This window comes from Microbacterium koreense (assembly GCF_042677105.1).
Lineage (GTDB): Bacteria > Actinomycetota > Actinomycetes > Actinomycetales > Microbacteriaceae > Microbacterium > Microbacterium koreense.
Genome location: NZ_JBHTIM010000001.1, coordinates 1,206,723 through 1,225,587 on the forward strand (window position 1 = coordinate 1,206,723; position 18,865 = coordinate 1,225,587).

The following is an 18,865-nucleotide window of genomic DNA, read 5'->3' on the forward strand; positions in this document are numbered from 1 at the left end:
AGCCCCTGCCGTCCGCTCGCACCGTGGTGCTCTCAGGAGAGCAGGTAGAACCGCCACAGCCCGAATTCCGGGACGACCACCTCCGCGTCCTTCCAGCCGGCCTCGCGTGCATACGCCCGCAATGTGTCGTGTCGCATGACGGTTCCCGTGCCCACGCTATTGGGGTGGCTCATCCCATCCGGGAGGCACACGAACAGGCTGAATCCATAGAGCAGCCGCTCGAGGTCCCCGGCGCCCGTGTCGAATTCATCGGCGGCGGCTTCGTCCATCACCACGACGACTCCCTCGGGGGTAACGGCTGCCCGAGCGGCGGCGAGTACCTCTATCGGGTGCGGCATGTCGTGGAGGCACTCGAAGGCGAAAACGGCGTCGAAGGGGCCGTGATCGGCCAGGTCCGCCGCGTCGACGAGATGGAAAGAGACCCGATCGCCGACGCCCGCATCTGCTGCGTTCGCCTCGGCGTCCTCAAGCGAGCATCTATCGACGTCGAACCCCTCCACGCGGAGGCTCGGGTACTCGCGCGCAAGCGCGATGGCGGACCATCCTGCGCCGGTGCCGATGTCCGCGACGCGGGCTCCCGGTGCGCTCAGTCGGGTGTGGATGCGCTCGACCTCCTGCAATTTCTGCGGCATCGCAGTGAACCAAGGGCGGTTCATATCCGCCTGCGATTCGCGCGCGTGGCGCCCGAAGTCCTCCCAGCTGACCCCGGTGCCGGACCGATACGCCTCGACGAGCTGCGGTATCCGATGCGCGGATGCCGCGAGCATCCGCGCCAGCGGCTCGAGGTACGACATGCTTGACGCGTCCGTGAGCACTTCGGCGGCGCCAGGGACGAGGGCGAAGGCGGCGCGGCCACCTCGGGACGGCACCTGTCGCAGGATGCCGCTGAGGCACTGCTGCTCCAACCACTCCCGCGCATATCGTTCACTGGTGCCGGTCGCCGTCGCGAGCTCCTCGGAATCCATCGGCCCGACCGCCGTGAGTGCGGCATACCAGCCGAGTTGAGAGCCGAGGTGGATGGCCATGAGGTCCACCCAGCCGAGAGCGGCGGCCAGGACTTTGTCGGCGACGTGCTCCGCGGTCCCGGAAGACGCCTGATCGTCGTCGATGATTGTGCCGGACATGATGTTCCTTTCGTCGGATGCACCGACGCTACGGACCGCGCTCCCGTTTTCTCATCGGGGCAAACGTGCATTTCTGCTTGGGCGTGCACCATTTGGTGCAGCGTCAGGAATGCGCACCGGTGGCGGAGGTACGGGCGCCGTCCTGATCCCGCCACCACGCGGCAGCCGCCGTGCGCGAGCCGACTCCGAGCTTGAGGTAGATGTTCGCGAGGTGGCGGCTCACCGTTTTCTCGCTGATGTGCAGCTCACCTGCGATGAGGCGATTGGACGCGCCGCGAGCGGCGGACGCGGGCACCTCGCTTTCACGGGCCGTCAGCGGCCCGATGGAGGGCGTCGTGCGCCGCGGGGCGAGTTGCACCGGTGCGACGCCGAGGGCATCGGTGATCTCGATGGACTCGGTACGCGCCCGCTGTGCGGCCGCACCGTCGCCCACCGAATCATGCGCCGAGGCGACCCAGGCGAGCACATGTGCCTGCTCCCAGCGCAGCTGCAGGCGTCGGAGACGGCGCAGCGCCCTCTGCAGGCCGGCAAGCGCCTCGTCATGCTGCCCGTGGCGCAACAGCACCATGCCACGGGCATGGTCTGCCCAGGCGTGGATTCCCTCCGTGTCGAAAGCGCTCGCTGCCTCCTCGAGCTCCTTCAGAAAGGCTTCCGCGTGGGACGCATCGTCGCGCGCGAGGCTGATCTCGACCCCAGCGCGCAAGAGCCGCACGCGCGCCAGCCGATCCCGGCCGCTCAACGCACCCGTCAGCGTCGTCCACGCGTCGTCGGCTTCGCCCTCCGCCAGCTGGAGCAAAGCCGCACCCGGCACGGGCTCGATGCCTGTCGCGCGCGCCAGTTTGTATGCGATCCGCGCTCCGTCGACGTCACCGCGCATGCGCCGAAGCTCGCCGAGCTGGTACAACCCTTCTCCGGCGACCCATGGATCCGCTTTCTCGAGCGTCGCGCACGTGGTCTCGAGCGAGAGCTCCGCCTCCCGCCAGTCGTCGCCCACGGCCGACCTCAGTTCCAGCTGGTGCACTCGGCAGACTCCGGCGTACACGGCGTCGCCGCCATGGTCCCACGACCACCGTTCGGTCGCGCGCGTCCAGGCGGCCATCCGCTCGAAGTCGGCGAGTTCGTGGCACGCGTGGATGGTGGTGCACAGGACGTCCCCGGACCACTCCGGCTCTAGGTCACCGGCCACGACGGCGAGCATCGCGTCGTCCAGATGGCTGAAACCCGACACCACATCGCCCTCGCGAAGTTCCCGCATCCCGGTGGCGACCGACGACAGCGCCACGGCTCCGGCGTCCGCCACCCTGTCGGCGAGCTCCTTCAGTCGCTCGACGCTCCGCGCTGACCACGGCTCGGAATCCGGGCCGATGCCGAGACTTGTGTGCAGGTAGGCCAGCCGCACGTGTGCCGCGGTGGCGTCTGCGTCGCCGAGCAGCCGCTCGGCCCGGCGCACCCACGCCGCGCCGATCGTCACTTCGCCCCGCGTGGCGTGCAGGAGAGCGGCCAGGAGCGCGGTCTCAGCCGCGGCATGGTCGGCGCCGGCAGAGCGATAGGCGCCGAAGGTGTCGCTGAGAGTCTGCAGGGCATCGTCGGCGAGGCCGAGCCACCACTGCGATGCCGCGAGGGCGCGCTGATCCTCTGCGCCCAGCGGCGCCTCCGCTCCCGCTTGGGTGAACTGGTCGAGGGCGACCGACCACTCACGGCTGCGGAAGGCGCCGCGTGCGCGCGAGAGGACGGCGCCCGTGTCCGACATGGGAGCATCGTAGTGCGCAGGGGTGCCCGGCGAGATGGGGGCCGGCCGTTCTGGTCGGAACAACCGCCCGCCCCTAGGCTGGGGCCGTGGCGAAGAGCATCTACATCACATCCGTCGAAGGCCACTCCGGAAAGTCCACGATCGCTCTCGGGGTGCTCGATGTGCTGAGCCGGGCCACCCCACGCGTGGGCGTCTTCCGTGCGATCGCACGCTCGACCGACGAACCCGACTATGTCTTGCAGATGCTGCTCGACCATGACGGGGTGGACCTCGCATACGACGAGTGCATCGGCGTCACGTACGACGAGGTGCGTGACGACCCGGACGGGGCGCTCGCGCGCATCGTGCAGCGCTACAAGGCCGTCGAAGCCCAGTGCGACACGGTTGTGATCGTCGGCTCGGACTACACCGACGTCGGCAGTCCCGCCGAGCTCGGATACAACGCGCGGATCGCGGCGAACCTCGGGGCACCGGTGCTTCTTGTCGTGAGCGGCCGCGGTGGTGAGGCGCCCGAACAGCTGGGCACCTCGACAGCACGCACGCCCGAAGAAGTCGGACAGATCGCCGCGCTCGCGCTGCCCGAGCTCGCCCACGCCCGGGCGGGACTCATGGCAGTCGTCGCCAATCGCGTCGATCCCGATCGGCTGACCGATGTCGTCGATGCGGTGCGCGCCGTCGTCGACGCCGCGCCGGTCGCCGATCGGGCGACGACCGAGGGCGGACTCCCCGTCTGGGCCCTGCCCGAAGACCGCTTCCTCATCGCGCCGTCGATGCGCGGAGTGCTGCGCTCGGTGGGAGGACGTTTCGTGAAGGGGGACGAGACGCTCCTCACCCGCGAGGTCTTGAGCGTCGTCGTCGCCGGGATGTCGATGGTGAACGTCCTGCCTCGGCTCACCGAAGGGGCGGTCGTCGTCATCCCCGCCGACCGCACCGAGGTGCTCCTGGCGACCCTCCTCGCCAACGCGTCCGGCACCTTCCCGTCCCTGGCCGGAATCGTGCTGAACGGGCCGTTCCCGCTTCCCGACGCCATCGACCGTCTCATCGACGGACTCGGTTCGGCGTTGCCGATCATCGCCACCGATCTCGGCACGTACGAGACCGCCGTGAAGATCATGTCCACGCGCGGGCGGCTGGCTGCCGATTCGCAACGGCGTTACGACACGGCGCTGGCGATGTTCGAGACCCACGTCGACACGCAAGAACTCACCCAGTCGCTGGGGCTCGCCCGCCCGACCGTCGTCACGCCGTTGATGTTCGAGTACGAGCTCATGGAACGGGCGCGATCGGACCGTCGACGCATCGTGTTGCCCGAGGGGTCGGATGATCGGGTCCTCCGTGCCGCAGCCACGGTGCTCGCGCGGGGGATCGCCGATCTCACGATCCTCGGTGAGGAGATCGAAGTGCGCTCGCGCGCGATCGAGCTCGGGATCGACATCCAGGCCGCGCAGGTGCTGTCGCCGTTCGATGCGGTGCACGTCGACCGTTTCGCGCGCGAGTACGAACGGCTGCGCGCACACAAGGGTGTGACCTACGCGAAGGCGGCCGACACGGTGACCGATGTGTCGTACTTCGGCACGCTCATGGTCCACCTCGGGCTCGCGGACGGCATGGTTTCGGGCGCGGCGCACACCACCGCCCACACGATCCGCCCGGCGTTCGAGATCATCAAGACCAAGCCCGACACGTCCGTGGTCTCGAGCGTGTTCCTCATGGCGCTCGCCGATCGCGTGCTCGTCTACGGCGACTGCGCCGTCATCCCCGACCCGACGATGGAGCAGCTCGCCGACATCGCCGTGTCGTCGGCGGCCACGGCCGCTCAGTTCGGTATCGATCCGCGCGTGGCGATGCTCTCCTATTCGACGGGCGAGTCGGGCTCGGGAGCGGACGTCGACAAGGTGCGCGGGGCGACGGCGCTCGTCCGGGAGCGAGCGCCCGGACTGCTGGTCGAGGGACCGATCCAGTACGACGCGGCGGCGGACGTGGCCGTCGCGGCGGCGAAGTTGCCCGGTTCTCAGGTGGCCGGGCGGGCGACGGTGTTCATCTTTCCCGACCTCAACACGGGCAACAACACGTACAAAGCGGTGCAGCGCTCCGCGGGAGCAGTCGCGATCGGCCCGGTGCTCCAGGGGCTCAACAAGCCGATCAACGATCTCTCACGCGGCGCGCTCGTCGACGACATCGTCAACACGATCGCGATCACGGCGATCCAGGCGCAGGGTGAGGCTCACGCATGAGTGTCGTGCTGGTGATCAATTCGGGGTCGTCGTCGTTCAAGTACCAGCTGCTCGACATGGAGTCCGAGCGTGTACTCGCGTCGGGCCTCGTCGAGCGGATCGGTGAGGCGATGGGTCGTGCTCGGCATACGGTCTTCTTCTCCGACGCCGGTCCCGCGGTGACCGAGGCGACGTACGAGCGCGAGTTGCCCATCCCTGACCACACCACGGGATTCCGTGCGATGCTCGACGCCTTCGCCGACGACGGACCGTCCCTCGAGGGCCACCCGCCGGTCGCGGTCGGACACCGAGTCGTGCACGGCGGTGCACGTTTCTTCGAGCCGACGCTCATCACACCGCTGGTCGAGATCAACATCGACGAACTCTCCGTGCTCGCTCCGCTCCACAACCCCGGCGCGCTGCAGGGCATCCGCGCCGCGAAGACCGCGTTCGCCGAGATCCCTCACGTCGCCGTGTTCGACACCGCATTCCACCAGACGCTCGCGCCGGCGGCGTACACGTATGCGATCGATGCGGCGCTCGCCGAACAGCACCGCATTCGTCGGTACGGGTTTCACGGCACGTCGCACAAATTCGTTTCCGAGGCTGCCGCGCGGTTCGTCGGGCGGCCGCTGGGCGACCTGCGCCAGATCGTGTTCCATCTCGGCAACGGGGCCTCCGTCGCCGCGATCGAGGGCGGGCGATCGGTTGATACGTCGATGGGCCTCACTCCGTTGGAGGGTCTCGTGATGGGCACGCGCTCCGGCGACGTGGACCCCGCGGTGCTGTTCCATCTCTCCCGCCGCGCCGGAATGTCGACCGACGACCTCGATACGCTGCTCAACAAACGATCGGGGCTGCGCGGGTTGGCCGGCGTCTCCGACATGCGCGACATCGAGAAGGGCGTCGACGAGGGGGACGCCGCGGCCACCCTCGCGTTCGAGGTGTACATCCATCGTCTCCGCGGCTACGCCGGCAACTACCTCGCCCAACTCGGCGGCGTCGACGTGATCTCGTTTACGGCCGGCGTCGGAGAGAACTCCGCGAGCGTGCGAGCCGCGGCCCTGGAGACCCTGGGCTTCGCCGGCATCCGCATCGACCCGGTGCGCAACGACGCGCGCGAGCGCGGCATCCGAGTCATTTCGACCGACGACTCCTCCGCGATCGTCCTCGTCGTCCCGACGAACGAAGAACTCGAGATCGCGCGTCAGACTCTCGTCGCTGCCACGTCGTGAACAGGATGCGGTGCGCCGTCGCTCGCCACTACGCTGACATCACGGCTCGCCGTGGTGCCGTGCCCGTCGTCCGTCGACCTCACGAGAGGGCCCCGTGACCGCTGCAACTCCCGACCTCACCACTTTCGATGCCGTCTTGTTCGATCTCGACGGCGTCCTCACACCGACCGCCGACGTGCACATGCATGCGTGGCGCACGATGTTCGATGAACTGTTCGCCGCGTGGAACGTGACCCCGCCGTACAGCGACGGCGACTATTTCGCCTACCTCGATGGCAAGAAACGCTATGACGGCGTTGCGAGTCTGCTTCGAGCCCGCGACATCGAGGTCCCGTGGGGCGACCCCGCCGATCCCGTCGAAGCCGACACCGTGTGCGGTATCGGCAACCGCAAGAACGTCGTCTTCGAGCGCGTCCTCCGCGCAGACGGCATCACCGCGTACCCGGGCTCGGTCGCCGTGCTCGATGTGCTCGCCGCCGCCGGCACCCCCGTCGCCGTGGTGTCGAGCTCGAAGAACGCCGAAGAGGTTCTGCGGGCCGCGGGTCTGCGCGATCGCTTTTCGGTCGTGATGGACGGTGTCATCGCCGAACGCGATCACCTCGCCTCCAAACCTGCGCCGGACGTCTTCGTAGAAGCGGCGCGGATGCTGGGGGTCGACCCGTCACGTTCGGTCGCCGTCGAGGACGCCATCAGCGGCGTGCAGTCCGCCGCATCCGGAGGTTTCTCCCTCGTCGTCGGCGTCGATCGCGGCGTGGGAGCCGACGCCTTGACCGAGGCGGGGGCTCACCTCGTCGTCACCGACCTGCAGGAGTTCGTCTCGTGATCGATCGCGACCGCTTTCCCGTCGACCCGTGGAGGCTCGTCGAGCGCTCCTTCTCACTCGAGGATGCCGGGGTCACTGAGACGCTCTTCTCGGTCGCCAACGGTTACCTCGGGTTGCGTGGCAATCATCCCGAGGGGCGTCACGCGCACGAAGACGGGACGTTCATCAACGGGTTCCACGAGACGTTCCCGATCCGCCACGCCGAACGTGCATACGGGTTCGCAGAGGTCGGTCAGACCATCGTCAACGCGCCCGACGCCAAGGTGCTGCGCGTGTACGTCGACGACGAGCCGATGTCGCTCGACGTCGCCGACGTGCGTGAGTACGAGCGCGTCCTCGATATGAGAGAGGGAGTGCTGCGGCGGTCGGTGCTGTGGGTGACCCCGTCGGGCAAGCAGGTGCGGATGAACGACGAGCGTGTCGTCTCGTTCGACGAGAAGCACCTGGCCATCCTGCGGCTCGAGGTCACGGTGCTCAACGCCGATGCCTCGGTGACCATCAGTTCGCAGACGATCAACCGCCAAGACGGAGAGAACGTCTACGGCGGCACGCCCGTGGCGACGGAGAGGGCAGGATTCGACCCGCGCAAGGCCGAGCGCATCAGTGAACGGGTCCTTCAGCCGCAGGAATACTGGCAGGACGAGAATCGCTCGGCGCTGTCGTATCGGGTCACCGAGTCGGGCATGACGATGTCGGTCGTCGTCGACCACGTCATCGAGACCGAGAACCCGTTCGAGGCGCGACGGCTGATCGAGCCCGATATCGCCAAGAACGTCTTCCGCGTGCAGGCCGCCGCGGGCGTGCCGACGAGGGTCACGAAGCTTGCGGCGTACCACTCATCACGCGGAGTTCCTGCGCGCGAGCTGGTCGATCGCTCCCGTCGCACACTCGACCGCGTCCTCGCGGTCGGCGTCGACTCCGTCTTCGACGGCCAGAAGGCATGGATGGAGGAGTTCTGGGCACGTTCGGACGTGCGCATCGGCGGCCAGGACGATCTGCAGCAGGCCACGCGGTGGTGCCTTTTCCAGCTGGCGCAGGCCGCAGCGCGCGCCGATGGGCAGGGCGTGCCGGCGAAGGGCATGACCGGCTCGGGCTACAGCGGCCACTACTTCTGGGACACCGAGGTCTATGTCCTGCCCTTCTTGGCCTATACGACCCCGCTGTGGGCACGCAACGCGATTCGCATGCGGTATCTCATGCTCCCCGCGGCGCGTCGCCGGGCGTTCCAGCTCAACGAAGCCGGCGCGCTGTTCCCGTGGCGCACGATCAACGGTGAGGAGGCGTCGGCCTACTACGCCGCCGGAACGGCGCAGTACCACATCAACGCCGACGTGAGCTTCGCGCTCGCGAAGTATGTGCGGGCCACCGACGACATCGACTTCCTCCACCGCGAGGGAATCGACATCGCGGTCGAGACCGCCCGGCTGTGGGCGACGCTGGGGTTCTGGCGCCAGAGCGACGGTGACGTGGGGATCGAGTCGTTCCACATCCACGGCGTGACCGGTCCCGATGAGTACACGACGGTCGTCAACGACAATCTCTTCACCAACGTGATGGCCCGTTTCAACCTGCGTTTCGCGGCACGCACGGTGCGTGAGATGGAGCAGGACGACCCGGCGGCATATCAGCTCATGGTCGACCGACTCGGGCTCGATGCCGCGGAACCGGACGCCTGGGAGCGCGCCGCCGAGGCGATGCACATCCCGTTCAGCCCGGCACTGGGCATCCATCCCCAGGATCATGTGTTCCTCGAACGCGAGATCTGGGATCTCGAGAACACTCCGCCCGACAAGCGCCCGCTGCTGCTGCACTATCACCCGTTGGTGATCTATCGCTATCAGGTGCTCAAGCAGGCAGACGTCGTCCTCGCGCTCTTCTTGCAGGGCAACCATTTCTCTGCGGATGACAAACTCGCCGACTTCGAGTACTACGACCCGCTGACGACGGGCGACTCGACGCTGTCCGCGGTCGTTCAGGCGATCCTCGCCGCGGAGGTCGGCTATCAGGATCTGGCGCTGGAGTACTTCCGGCAGTCGATCTTCGTCGACCTCGCCGACCTGCACCACAACGCGTCCGACGGTGTCCATGTGGCGTCCGCCGGTGGGGTGTGGACGGCGCTCGTCTCCGGTTTCGGTGGGATGCGCGACCACTTCGGCGAGCTCACGTTCGACCCTCGACTTCCGGCATCCTGGCCGTCGCTGGAATTCGTGCTGCACTGGCATGGCACGCGACTGGAGGTCATGGTCACCCGCGACGAGCTTCGCGTGCGCGCCGGTGAGGGCGATCCGGTCGGCTTCAGTGTGCGCGGAACGGGCTACGTGGTCGGTCCCGGCGACGAAGTCGTCGTACCTCTCGTGGGGCAGGGACCTGTCCTGCCCGGTCGTCCCTCGCTGCGTGGACTGGGTGACGCGCGTCGCGAAGACGGATCGATCCTGTCGGCGTCCGTGCCGACCGTCACCGCCGCGACCCCCGAGATCGGAGTGGCCGCCGATACGGAGAACGGAGCAGACGCGTAGACCCCGGTCGAATGTCGGTCGCACGCCGTAGGCTAGGCGGGTGACCACAGCCCTCTACCGTCGCTACCGACCCGAGTCGTTCGGGGAGATGATCGGTCAGGGTCAGGTGACTGAGCCGCTCATGACGGCGTTGCGCGGTGATCGCGTCGGCCACGCGTATCTCTTCTCGGGGCCTCGCGGATGCGGCAAGACCACCTCCGCGCGCATCCTCGCGCGGTGCCTCAATTGCGCTCAGGGGCCGACGGACACGCCATGCGGCGAGTGCGACAGCTGCATCGAGCTGGGACGCGGCGGCGGCGGATCGCTCGACGTCGTCGAGATCGACGCGGCAAGCCACAACGGCGTCGACGATGCCCGTGACCTGCGGGAGCGGGCGATCTTCGCACCCGCACGGGATCGATTCAAGATCTTCATCCTCGACGAAGCGCACATGGTCACCCCGCAGGGGTTCAACGCGCTCCTGAAGCTCGTCGAAGAACCCCCCGAGCATGTGAAGTTCATCTTCGCGACGACCGAGCCCGAGAAGGTCATCGGTACGATCCGTTCGCGCACCCACCACTATCCGTTCCGTCTCGTACCGCCGGCGGCGATGCTCCCCTACGTCGAGGAGCTGTGCCGCACTGAGGGGGTCGAGGTCGAGGCAGGGGTTCTGCCGCTCGTCATCCGCGCGGGCGGGGGCTCACCGCGTGACACCCTCTCGCTCCTCGACCAGCTCATCGCGGGTTCGGAGTCGACGGCGCAGGGCACCGTGGTCCGCTACGACCGTGCGGTCGCGCTGCTCGGCTATACCCACGCCGAGTTGCTCGACGAGGTCATCGATGCGTTCGCGCAGCAGGATGCGGCATCCGCCTTCGCTGCCGTCGACCGTGTCGTGCAGACCGGGCAGGATCCGCGGCGTTTCGTCGACGATCTGCTCGAACGGCTGCGCGATCTCATCGTGATCGCCGCGACCGGTGAGGGCGCCGCATCGGTGTTGCGGGGGGTTTCGGGCGAAGACCTGGCGCGCATGACGGACCAGGCCCGCGTGTTCGGAGCGGCGCGGCTGTCGCGCACCGCCGATGTCGTGATCTCGGCGCTCGACGAGATGACCGGTGCCACCTCCCCCCGGTTGCAGTTGGAGCTCATGATCGCCCGCGTCCTCGCGCAGACGTCGGCGGATGCCGGTGGCCCGATGCCGTCCCACGGGGCTGCCCCAGCTGGTGCCGCGGTCTCGGCGGCATCCGTTGCGCCGGCCGCCGCGACGTCGAGGGCAGCGGATGACGTCGCGACCCCGACCGAGACCCCGCGTTCTGCGCGCGCCGAGGGTGGGAACCCGACAGACGAGACGTCGAACCTCGCGGAACCTGCTCCACCGCCCGCAGATCCACCCGCGCCAGAACAGATCGCGCGTGCGACGGTCACACTCGACAGCGTGCAGGCCGCGTGGCCGAGAGTGCTCGAGCGGCTCGAATCGATCCGTCGGTCCTCGTGGTTGATCGCATCGGCCACCCAGGTCGTCGACCTCGACGGCGACCCTGCCGCGCCGAACCTCACCCTTGCCTTCGCAACCGCATCCGACCTCGAGCGCTTCAAACCGAAAGCGATGGGCGGCGCCGACGCACACGTCGACGTGCGCCAGGCGATCTCGGATGTCCTCAGGGTCGGAGTGAAGTTCCGAACGCGACTGGCCGATCCGGCTCCCGACGCCGGGGAAGGCGGGGGAGCGCCTTCGGGTCCCCCCTCGACCGCGGCGGAGCGCGAGGCGGACAACGCACAGCAGGCGCCGTCGCGTTCGGATCGCGGGGGACCCGAAGGTCGCGGTGCATCCGCCGAGAGCGAGGGCCGTGAGCCCCGACGGGACACTGCCGGGGAGTCAGCCGAACACGGGGGACGCGCCGACCCCGCGCCCGGGGGCTCTGACGGTGCTCCGCGCGGAGTTCCCCGTTCTCGCAGCGGCTACTCGGCGGCCCCGGTGACCGAGTGGGCCGTGGCGCCCATTCCGGCATCTTCGGACGCGGCACCTGATGCCCAAAACTCGGCGGCGTCCGGCACTGCGGTCGGCGCGGCCACCTCGCTTGCCGTCGATGACGAACCCGAAGACGTGGCATCCGCCGGCGTACCCGTCGCCGATGCGCCGGCGCGTGACGGCGACGTCCTGCCCCGCACAGATCTCGTCGACGAGCCCGAAGACGACGAGGTGCCGCTCGATACCGCGGCCGACGATCAGGGCGCTGCGCTACGAGCCGAGACGACGTTCCGCACGCACGGTGTCGAGCGCGTCGGTGAGGCCGTGGTTCGCCAGGTGCTCGGTGCGACGTTCCTTCGTGAAGAGCCCCACGAATCCCCGACGAGATTCGGCTGATCATGTACGACGGCATCGTCCAAGATCTGATCGACGAATTCGGTCGCCTGCCCGGCATCGGACCCAAGTCCGCCCAGCGCATCACCTTCCACATCCTGCAGTCCCCGACGTTCGATGTGTCGCGGCTGGCAGAACTCTTGAGCGAAGTGCGCGACAAGGTGCGATTCTGCGAAATCTGCGGCAACGTTTCCGAGCAGGATCGCTGCAGCATCTGCCGTGACCCGCGTCGCAACCAGACGCTCATCTGCGTCGTCGAAGACGCGAAGGACGTTGCCGCGATCGAGCGCACCCGCGAGTTCCGCGGGCTGTACCACGTGCTCGGCGGGGCGATCAGTCCGATCGCCGGGATCGGTCCCGACGATCTGCGGATCGCGCAGCTCATGCAGCGCCTCGCCGACGGCACGGTACAAGAGGTCATCATCGCGACGAACCCCAACCTCGAAGGTGAGGCCACCGCGACCTACCTCAGTCGCCTCTTGCGCACGCTCGAGATCGCGGTCACGCGACTCGCGTCGGGCCTGCCCGTCGGGGGCGACCTCGAGTACGCCGACGAGGTCACCCTCGGGCGTGCGTTCGAGGGTCGCCGCGCCGTCGGCTGACCTGCCGCTTCCGCGCTGCCACGCGCTACCCGGGGGTGTGGTCCCGGGGGCGGTGCGGACCAGGAGGCGTGGCGTCAGCGGCGAAGCCGCGCGCGGGCTCGATTCACGCCGCGCAGAGAGGCGCGCACGGGCTGACCGACGTAGATGCCGAGTGAGGCGCCGACGGCCAAGCTGATGCCGATCGTCGCCGCGGCGGCGAGCACCGTGAACCCGCCGAGGAGGAGCTCGGGACTGTCGCCAGACTCGACGATGCTGAGCAACCCCCGGAACACCGCGGCGCCGGGCACCATCGGGAGGATCGCCGCCGTGGTGATCGCCACAGACGGCACGTGCAGCCGGTAGGCGATCAGCGTGCCGATGAAGCTGCCGGCGAAGGCGCCGAGCCCGCTCGCGGCCGCGGCGGCGAAGCCGAGGTTCTCGGCGACGAGATAGACGAGCCATGCGACCAGACTCAGCACGCCGCTGACGACGATGATGCGCGCGCCGGCTCCGTTGTAGACAGCGACGGCGACCGCGATGATCGCCGCGCCGAGGAACTGCAGCGGAATCGGTCCGAGGGGGAGTGGCTCGGTCGGCGGGGCCATGGCCAGTCCGATGACGCTCGCAGTCTGAAGTCCGGCGAGGATGCCCAGCACGACACCCAGCGTGTAGGTGATGAGTTCGAGGATGCGGCCCATCGCCGTCAGGGCGAAACCGTCGATCGCGTCCTGCGCCGCGCCGACGACGGTCAACCCGGCGAGCATCAACACCACGCCTGAGGCGACGATGACCGTCGGTCTCACTGTGAACGCCGCTTCGAGGCCGGTCAGCTCGAGCAGGGGGGTGAGCGCAGCCACCATCGTCAAGACGAACGCGCCGGCGATCTGGCTGAAGAAGTAGGGGATCTGAGCCCGGGCGAACGCGAACTGCGTGAGGGCGGCGAGGGCCGCGGCGACGAACGCGAGGGTGATGACGAGCCACTGTCCGCCGAACATGATGGCCACGCCTGCCGCGAGGAACGCCTGGGAGGCGATCACGACCGACGGGCGGTATCGGAACCGTGTGCGGCGGATCTCGCGGTAACGCTCGGTGGCGTCTTCGAGGCGCATGCCCTCGCGGATGTCGACGACGAGCGCCTGCAACCGCAGGAGGCGTTCGTGGTCGGGAACCACTCCGCGCACGACGCGCAGGATGGTCAACGGCCGTTCGGCGCCGCTGCGATGATGGGCCGCGGTGATCGAGTTGTACGTCATGTTGACGTGCACCGGCTCGAGGCCGTAGGCCGCCGAGACCCGCACGATCGTCCCCGTGACCTCGTTCGCGTTCGCGCCCGAGAGCAGGAGTGCTTCGCCGATCCGCACCGCGAGGTCGAGGATCCGTACGGCGAGTTTGTCGTCGACGATCGGCATGGCCTCGGTGAGCGCCGCCGACCGGTCGTCGGGCTTCGGGGTACCCGACAATGACGGGAAGAACTTGCGTTCGCGCCGGCCCATCACACACCCGCCGATCTCGCTCCAGGGGGGAACAGCGTCGAGTCTATGCAACCGCGAGTGCCGGTGGCGCCGTCACATGAGCGCGAGCGTATGGCGGCGTCCGTAAGATGGGTCGTCGGGTGCGGCGGCTCAGAGCCCGCCCTGTACAGTTCGGCCGCGACGCGGCATCCCCGGGAGTGTGATCGTGGCGCTGATCGTCCAGAAGTACGGCGGCTCGTCGGTCGCGGATGCCGAGAGCATCAAGCGGGTCGCGAAGCGCATCGTCGACACGCGCCGCGCCGGTCACGACGTTGTGGTCGCCGTGAGCGCGATGGGCGACACGACTGATGAGCTGCTCGACCTGGCGAACGAGGTCGCGCCGATTCCCGCACCCCGCGAACTGGACATGCTGCTTTCCAGTGGTGAGCGCATCTCGATGGCGCTCCTGGCGATGGCGATCCACTCGATGGGCTTCGAGGCGCGGTCGTTCACCGGCAGTCAGGCGGGCATGATCACCGATGCGACGCACGGTGCCGCGCGCATCGTCGAGGTCACGCCGGTGCGCCTGCGTGACGCCCTCGACGAGGGTGCCATCGTGATCGTCGCCGGCTTCCAGGGGTTCAACCGTGACACCCGCGACATCACGACGATGGGACGCGGAGGCTCCGACACGACGGCCGTCGCTCTGGCCGCAGCGCTGAACGCCGACGTCTGCGAGATCTACAGCGACGTCGACGGCATCTTCACGGCCGACCCGCGTGTCGTGCCGAACGCACGCAAGCTCGCCGTCGTCTCGAGCGAGGAGATGCTCGAGCTGGCGGCGAACGGTGCCAAAGTTCTGTACATCCGTGCCGTCGAGTTCGCTCGACGCCATGGCGTGGCCATCCACTCGCGATCGACGTTCAGCTCTGGTGAGGGCACATGGGTGTTGGCCGACGGTATGGCGCGTCCCCAGGGACTCGAGGGAGAAGACATGGAAGAGCCCATCGTCGCGGGAGTCGCGACCGATCTCAGCCAGGCGAAGATCACCGTTCTCGGTGTGCCGGATGTGCCCGGCAAGGCGGCCGAGATCTTCAAGATCGTCGCCAAGTCGGGTGCGAACGTCGACATGATCGTGCAGAACGTGTCGGCGGCGACGACGGGCCGCACCGACATTTCGTTCACGCTGCCGAAGTCCGATTCGTCGGGTGCGCTGAAGGCGCTCGCCGCAGATCAGACCGACATCGGGTTCGAGAGCCTCGTCCACGACGACCAGATCGGCAAGCTCTCCGTGGTCGGGGCGGGGATGCGCACCCACTCCGGGGTTTCGGCGACCCTCTTCGAAGCGCTGTCCATCTCGGGCATCAACATCGAGATGATCTCCACCTCCGAGATCCGCATCTCGGTCGTGGTGCGCGGGGACGACCTCGCCGAAGCCGCCCGTCTCGTCCACACGGCATACGGTCTCGACGGCGACGTCGCGGCCGTCGTCCACGCCGGAACCGGCCGTTAGGATCACGTCATGACCCGTATCTCCGACTCCGGACTGTCCGTCGCGATCGTCGGGGCCACCGGCCAGGTGGGCACCGTGATGCGCCAGATCCTCGCGGAGCGCGCGTTCCCGATCCGTGAGCTGCGCCTCTTCGCGACAGCGCGCTCGGCGGGCACAGCCGTCGACTATGCCGGCGAGACGGTGATCATCGAAGACGTGGCGACGGCGGATGCCGCAGGCATCGACATCGCGCTCTTCTCGGCGGGGGCCACCGGCAGCCGCGCCCACGCCCCCCGCTTCGCCGAAGCGGGTGCCCTCGTGATCGACAACTCCAGCGCCTGGCGCATGGACCCCGAGGTCCCACTCGTCGTGAGCGAGGTCAATCCCCACGCCATCGCCGAGGCACGCAAGGGAATTGTCGCAAACCCCAACTGCACCACGATGGCAGCGATGCCCGTGCTCAAGGTGCTCGATGCCGAAGCGGGCCTCGAGCGGCTCATCGTCAGCACCTATCAGGCCGTCAGCGGCTCGGGCCTCGCGGGCGCGCAGGAGCTGCTGGGTCAGGTCGAAGGCGTCCTCGCCCAGGGACACACGCTCGACCTCGTGCACGACGGGTCGTCGGTGGACTTCCCCGAACCGGAGAAGTACGTCGCGCCCATCGCGTTCGATGTCATCCCTCTCGCGGGAAACCTCGTCGACGACGGACTCAACGAGACCGACGAAGAGAAGAAACTGCGCAACGAGAGCCGCAAGATCCTCGAACTGCCCGACCTGCGGGTCGCCGGAACGTGCGTGCGCGTACCGGTGTTCACCGGGCACTCGCTGAGCATCCACGCCGAGTTCGCCCGCGAGATCACGCCCGAGCGTGCCACCGAGATCCTCTCGGCTGCGCCCGGCGTCGCCCTCGATGAGGTACCCACGCCGCTGCAGGCGGCCGGAAAGGACCCGAGCTTCGTCGGCCGGATCCGCGCAGATCAGTCGGCGCCGGAAGGTCGGGGGCTCGTCCTGTTCATCAGCAACGACAACCTCCGCAAGGGTGCGGCGCTCAACGCGGTGCAGATCGCCGAGACCGTCGCGGCGAGCCTGGGCGCGACGGCGACCGCCTGACCCGAGCGGGGATCGTGGTGGACTCGTCGACCCTCCGCCGGTGGGTGCTCGATGCGAACGACGGGATCATCTCGACGACGGGCATCATCCAGGGGTTCGCCGGGGCCGGTGCCAACGACGAGACGGTTCTCTTCGCCGCCACGACGCTCATGATCACGGGTGGTCTCTCGCTCGGTGGGGCCTCCTACGCCGAGGCGGCGCAAGACCGTGCGGCCGAGCGCGCGCTCATCGAAGAAGAGCAGCGTCAGCTCGCCCTCAGCCCGCAGGAAGAGCGGGAGGAGCTGCGCGATCACTACATCTCGCGCGGCCTCGACCCCGACCTCGCCGAGACCGTCGCCGGTCAGCTCATGCGCAAAGACCCCTTGGGAGCCCAGCTCGAAGCCGAGTACGGGGTGCTCGACGGTTCGCGGGTCACGCGTCCCTGGTCGGTGGCAGCGCGGGGGTTCTTCGGTTTCCTCTCCGGCGCCCTGCCGTTGACGGTGGCTGTCGTGTTCGTGCCTGACGAGTGGCGCCTGGCGGTGTCTCTCGCGGTGGTCATCGTGTCGTTGACGATCACCGGGCTCGTCTCGGCACGCGCGGGCACCGGACATCCGATCGCCGCCGTCGCCCGATCCGTCACGATCGGGCTCTTCATCGCGCTGCTGTCCTTCCTCGCCGGAAACGTCTTCGAGATCATCGACCAGTTCATTCCTCAGATCGACGTCGACGGCGACGGATAGCAGGAGTTCGGGCGTCGGGCGCGGGCATCCTAGAATCGAACGGTGACCGAACCCGTTGATGTCGTACTCGTCGGCGGTGGCATCATGAGCGCCACCCTGGGCACCCTGCTCTCCGAACTCCAGCCTGATTGGCGCATCGTCGTGTACGAGCGCCTCGGCGATGTGGCGCTGGAGAGCTCGAACGCGTGGAACAACGCCGGAACCGGTCACGCGGCGCTGTGCGAGCTGAACTACATGCCTGAGGCGAAGGACGGCAGCGTCGACCCCGCCAAGGCGATCGGGATCAACGAGCAGTTCCAGCAGAGCCGCCAGTTCTGGTCGTCGCTCGTGGACCGTGGTGTGCTCGATGAACCGTCCACGTTCATCAACTCGGCACCGCACATGACGTTCGTTCGCGGTGAGAAGGACGTCACATACCTCAAGAAGCGCTACGAGGCGTTGAAAGACCAGCCTCTCTTCGCCGGCATCGAGTACAGCGAAGACTCCAGGGTCATCAACCAGTGGGCACCGCTGCTCATGCAGAAGCGCCGCGCGGGCGAGCCGTTCGCCGCCACCCGGGTTCCGGCAGGGACCGACGTCGACTTCGGCGCGCTGACGCATCAGCTCTTCGACAACCTCCGCGACCGCGGCGTCGAGATCGTCACCGGTCGTGAAGTGCGCAACATCCGCCGCCGCAAGGACGGTTCGTGGCGCGTGAACTGGCGCAACACGGTCGGACGCACGCCGGGGTTCACCGATGCGCGCTTCGTCTTCGTCGGCGCCGGCGGATGGGCATTGAAGCTTCTGCAATCGTCGCGCATCCCCGAGATCTCGGGGTATGGCGTCTTTCCGATCGGCGGCCAGTTCCTCAAAACGACCAACCCGGCGATCGTCGCCCAGCACAAAGCGAAGGTGTATTCGCAGGCGTCGGTCGGCGCCCCACCCATGTCGGTACCGCACCTCGACACCCGCGTCGTGGATGGCGAGGCGTCGCTCCTGTTCGGCCCCTTCGCGACGTTCAGCCCGAAGTTCCTCAAGACCGGTCGGATCACCGACATCGTGTCGCAGGTGCGTCCCGGCAACATCGGCCCGATGCTCAAGGTCGCCGTCGACAACCCGTCGCTGATCACCTATCTCGTCGGTGAGCTGCTGAAGAACCACGCCAAGAAGGTCGACAGCCTGCGCACCTTCATGCCGACCGCGCGCGATGAGGACTGGGAGCTCATCCAGGCAGGACAGCGCGCCCAGGTCATGAAGAAAGACCCCGACAAGGGCGGTGTCCTGCAGTTCGGCACCGAGGTGGTCACCGGCGGTGACGGCACGATCGCCGGCCTGCTGGGTGCCTCGCCCGGGGCATCGACGGCGGTGTCGATCATGCTGGGTCTGCTTAAGACGTGCTTCCCCGAGTCGATGCCCGAGTGGGAACCGCGCCTGCGCGAACTGATCCCCAGCTATGGTGAGACCCTCAACGGTGAGCCGGCCGAGGCCGAGCGCACCCTCGAAGACACGGCCGAGACGCTCGCGCTGCTGGCCTGAG

13 protein-coding genes are annotated in these 18,865 nt (G+C 68.1%); 10 read left to right on the top strand and 3 right to left on the bottom strand.

The window, feature by feature from the left end; genetic code table 11:
- Positions 1–32 precede the first annotated feature (32 nt).
- Together ACFQZV_RS05600 and ACFQZV_RS05605 are read right to left on the bottom strand one after the other, a co-directional pair.
- The gene (locus ACFQZV_RS05600) at positions 33–1,124 is read right to left on the bottom strand and encodes an SAM-dependent methyltransferase (protein WP_378750980.1); all 1,092 of its coding nucleotides are present in this window, start codon (positions 1,122–1,124) and stop codon (positions 33–35) included.
- 103 nt (positions 1,125–1,227) lie between these two features.
- Positions 1,228–2,874, bottom strand: a complete 1,647-nt coding sequence (locus tag ACFQZV_RS05605) for a LuxR C-terminal-related transcriptional regulator (protein ID WP_378750978.1) — start codon at positions 2,872–2,874, stop codon at positions 1,228–1,230.
- 86 nt (positions 2,875–2,960) lie between these two features.
- On the opposite strand from ACFQZV_RS05605, the gene pta reads away from it, so the two are divergent.
- The 6 genes from pta to recR all read left to right on the top strand — a co-directional run bounded on the left by pta (position 2,961) and on the right by recR (position 12,601).
- Positions 2,961–5,108, top strand: a complete 2,148-nt coding sequence (gene pta / locus ACFQZV_RS05610; RefSeq protein WP_378750976.1) for a phosphate acetyltransferase — start codon at positions 2,961–2,963, stop codon at positions 5,106–5,108.
- Positions 5,105–6,322: an acetate/propionate family kinase gene (locus ACFQZV_RS05615; protein WP_378750974.1), complete on the top strand. Its 1,218-nt coding sequence runs from the start codon at positions 5,105–5,107 to the stop codon at positions 6,320–6,322. Before pta ends, ACFQZV_RS05615 begins: the two co-directional genes overlap by 4 nt.
- Positions 6,323–6,416: 94 nt before the next feature.
- Complete coding sequence (locus ACFQZV_RS05620) at positions 6,417–7,145, top strand: HAD family hydrolase (protein WP_378750972.1); 729 nt, start codon at positions 6,417–6,419, stop codon at positions 7,143–7,145.
- Positions 7,142–9,661: a glycoside hydrolase family 65 protein gene (locus ACFQZV_RS05625; protein ID WP_378750970.1), complete on the top strand. Its 2,520-nt coding sequence runs from the start codon at positions 7,142–7,144 to the stop codon at positions 9,659–9,661. Before ACFQZV_RS05620 ends, ACFQZV_RS05625 begins: the two co-directional genes overlap by 4 nt.
- Positions 9,662–9,701: 40 nt before the next feature.
- On the top strand, positions 9,702–12,002 hold the full coding sequence (locus ACFQZV_RS05630) for a DNA polymerase III subunit gamma and tau (protein ID WP_378750968.1): 2,301 nt from the start codon (positions 9,702–9,704) through the stop codon (positions 12,000–12,002).
- 2 nt (positions 12,003–12,004) lie between these two features.
- Complete coding sequence (gene recR, locus ACFQZV_RS05635; RefSeq protein ID WP_378750966.1) at positions 12,005–12,601, top strand: recombination mediator RecR; 597 nt, start codon at positions 12,005–12,007, stop codon at positions 12,599–12,601.
- 74 nt (positions 12,602–12,675) lie between these two features.
- On the opposite strand, the gene ACFQZV_RS05640 is transcribed toward recR, so the two are convergent.
- The gene (locus ACFQZV_RS05640) at positions 12,676–14,073 is read right to left on the bottom strand and encodes a threonine/serine exporter family protein (protein ID WP_378750964.1); all 1,398 of its coding nucleotides are present in this window, start codon (positions 14,071–14,073) and stop codon (positions 12,676–12,678) included.
- A 184-nt stretch (positions 14,074–14,257) separates the two neighbouring features.
- On the opposite strand from ACFQZV_RS05640, the gene ACFQZV_RS05645 reads away from it, so the two are divergent.
- From ACFQZV_RS05645 to ACFQZV_RS05660, 4 genes are read left to right on the top strand one after another with little or no spacing between them, the layout of a single operon-like run.
- Positions 14,258–15,544: an aspartate kinase gene (locus ACFQZV_RS05645; RefSeq protein ID WP_378750962.1), complete on the top strand. Its 1,287-nt coding sequence runs from the start codon at positions 14,258–14,260 to the stop codon at positions 15,542–15,544.
- A 9-nt stretch (positions 15,545–15,553) separates the two neighbouring features.
- A complete protein-coding gene (locus ACFQZV_RS05650; RefSeq protein ID WP_378750960.1) occupies positions 15,554–16,630 on the top strand; it encodes an aspartate-semialdehyde dehydrogenase in 1,077 nt (358 codons plus the stop codon).
- A 17-nt stretch (positions 16,631–16,647) separates the two neighbouring features.
- Positions 16,648–17,349, top strand: coding sequence for a VIT1/CCC1 transporter family protein (locus ACFQZV_RS05655; protein WP_378750958.1), 702 nt, complete (start codon positions 16,648–16,650; stop codon positions 17,347–17,349).
- A 42-nt stretch (positions 17,350–17,391) separates the two neighbouring features.
- The gene (locus ACFQZV_RS05660; RefSeq protein WP_378750956.1) at positions 17,392–18,864 is read left to right on the top strand and encodes a malate:quinone oxidoreductase; all 1,473 of its coding nucleotides are present in this window, start codon (positions 17,392–17,394) and stop codon (positions 18,862–18,864) included.
- Position 18,865: the final 1 nt, after the last annotated feature.